The sequence below is a fragment of the Ciceribacter sichuanensis genome, from assembly GCF_024055605.1.
Classification (GTDB): Bacteria; Pseudomonadota; Alphaproteobacteria; order Rhizobiales; family Rhizobiaceae; genus Allorhizobium; species Allorhizobium sichuanense.
This window is the reverse complement of sequence record NZ_JAMXLX010000008.1, coordinates 1-2,500: the sequence shown is the minus strand read 5'-3', so window position 1 is coordinate 2,500 and position 2,500 is coordinate 1. Positions and strand designations below refer to the sequence as shown.

At 53.9% G+C, this 2,500-nt stretch carries 1 tRNA gene and 2 rRNA genes (1 of these 3 cut by a window edge); all 3 read left to right on the top strand.

From position 1 onward, the window contains the following. Positions 1-1,909 (top strand): 23S ribosomal RNA (locus tag NBH21_RS20585); it begins 889 nt to the left of the window's first position. A gap of 125 nt (positions 1,910-2,034) precedes the next feature. Continuing rightward, a 5S ribosomal RNA gene (rrf, locus tag NBH21_RS20580) occupies positions 2,035-2,149 on the top strand. A 273-nt stretch (positions 2,150-2,422) separates the two neighbouring features. After that, a tRNA-Met gene (locus NBH21_RS20575) sits at positions 2,423-2,499 on the top strand. Position 2,500 lies beyond the last annotated feature (1 nt).

Here is a 2,500-nt window from a genome sequence, read left to right as displayed (position 1 = left end):
TCGGGGGTAGAGCACTGGATGGGCTATGGGGACTCACCGTCTTACTGATCCTAACCAAACTCCGAATACCGAGGAGTACTAGTCGGCAGACACACGGCGGGTGCTAACGTCCGTCGTGAAAAGGGCAACAACCCTGACCTCCAGCTAAGGTCCCCAAGTCATGGCTAAGTGGGAAAGGATGTGAGGATCCCAAAACAACCAGGATGTTGGCTTAGAAGCAGCCATCATTTAAAGAAAGCGTAACAGCTCACTGGTCTAAATAAGGGTCTTTGCGCCGAAAATGTAACGGGGCTAAAGCCATGCACCGAAGCTGAGGATGTGGATTTATCCACGTGGTAGCGGAGCGTTCCGTAAGTCTGTGAAGGGGGATCTGTGAGGACCCCTGGAGATATCGGAAGTGCGAATGTTGACATGAGTAACGATAAAGGGAGTGAGAGACTCCCTCGCCGAAAGACCAAGGGTTCCTGCTTAAAGTTAATCTGAGCAGGGTTAGCCGGCCCCTAAGACGAGGCGGACACGCGTAGTCGATGGGAACCACGTTAATATTCGTGGGCCTGGTGGTAGTGACGGATTGCTTAACTTGTACAGTCTTATTGGATTGGCTGTGCAGGGACGCGGTTCCAGGAAATAGCTCCACCGTACAGACCGTACCCGAAACCGACACAGGTGGTCAGGTAGAGTATACCAAGGCGCTTGAGAGAACTATGCTGAAGGAACTCGGCAAATTGCACGCGTAACTTCGGAAGAAGCGTGACCCCTTTTGACGCAAGTCAGATGGGGTGGCACAGACCAGGGGGTAGCGACTGTTTATCAAAAACACAGGGCTCTGCGAAGTCGCAAGACGACGTATAGGGTCTGACGCCTGCCCGGTGCTGGAAGGTTAAGAGGAGAGGTGCAAGCTTTGAATCGAAGCCCCAGTAAACGGCGGCCGTAACTATAACGGTCCTAAGGTAGCGAAATTCCTTGTCGGGTAAGTTCCGACCTGCACGAATGGCGTAACGACTTCCCCGCTGTCTCCAGCATAGACTCAGTGAAATTGAATTCCCCGTGAAGATGCGGGGTTCCTGCGGTTAGACGGAAAGACCCCGTGCACCTTTACTATAGCTTTACACTGGCATTCGTGTCGGCATGTGTAGGATAGGTGGTAGGCTTTGAAGCTTGGACGCCAGTTTGAGTGGAGCCATCCTTGAAATACCACCCTTATCGTCATGGATGTCTAACCGCGGTCCGTTATCCGGATCCGGGACAGTGTATGGTGGGTAGTTTGACTGGGGCGGTCGCCTCCGAAAGAGTAACGGAGGCGCGCGATGGTGGGCTCAGAGCGGTCGGAAATCGCTCGTCGAGTGCAATGGCATAAGCCCGCCTGACTGCGAGACTGACAAGTCGAGCAGAGACGAAAGTCGGTCATAGTGATCCGGTGGTCCCGCGTGGAAGGGCCATCGCTCAACGGATAAAAGGTACGCCGGGGATAACAGGCTGATGACCCCCAAGAGTCCATATCGACGGGGTTGTTTGGCACCTCGATGTCGGCTCATCGCATCCTGGGGCTGGAGCAGGTCCCAAGGGTTTGGCTGTTCGCCAATTAAAGCGGTACGTGAGCTGGGTTCAGAACGTCGTGAGACAGTTCGGTCCCTATCTGCCGTGGGTGTAGGAATATTGACAGGATCTGTCCCTAGTACGAGAGGACCGGGATGGACATATCTCTGGTGGACCTGTTGTCGTGCCAACGGCATAGCAGGGTAGCTATATATGGAAGGGATAACCGCTGAAGGCATCTAAGCGGGAAACCCACCTGAAAACGAGTGTTCCCTATCAGAGCCGTGGAAGACGACCACGTTGATAGGACGGGTGTGGAAGTGCAGTAATGCATGAAGCTTACCGTTACTAATAGCTCGATTGGCTTGATCGTTCTCATTGACCATGCTCATCAAGGGCCCGCAGGGGCCTTGATGATGCTGAAAACAAAGATGTGTTCATAAAAGACAAAAGAGGCATAACGCCTCGCCAGCTTCTCAGATTGTTGCGCTTCGCTGACCTGGTGGTTATTGCGGGGCGGCTGCACCCGTTCCCATTCCGAACACGGCCGTGAAACGCCCCTGCGCCGATGGTACTTCGTCTCAAGACGCGGGAGAGTAGGTCGCTGCCAGGTCTGCAAAACGCAACAAAACAAAATCTTCTCGACGCACAAAGGGCCTCAAGCCCATAACGAGGCCGCATACAACGCGGCCTTTTGGCTTTAAGGCCTATATACAGTATGAAACTTCAACGCACCGGATCTATAACCGGGCGTCCCTTACAGGAGCAGACAGCCTTCGGCAATCTGCTCCGGAAGTCGTGCAAACTGCGTCGCAGTTTACACACCGTGACAAAACCAAAAGGGTTTTGCACACCGGATAAGCCGAAAAGCGGCTTACCTAAATGGCGCGGGGTGGAGCAGCCCGGTAGCTCGTCAGGCTCATAACCTGAAGGCCGCAGGTTCAAATCCTGCCCCCGCAACCAA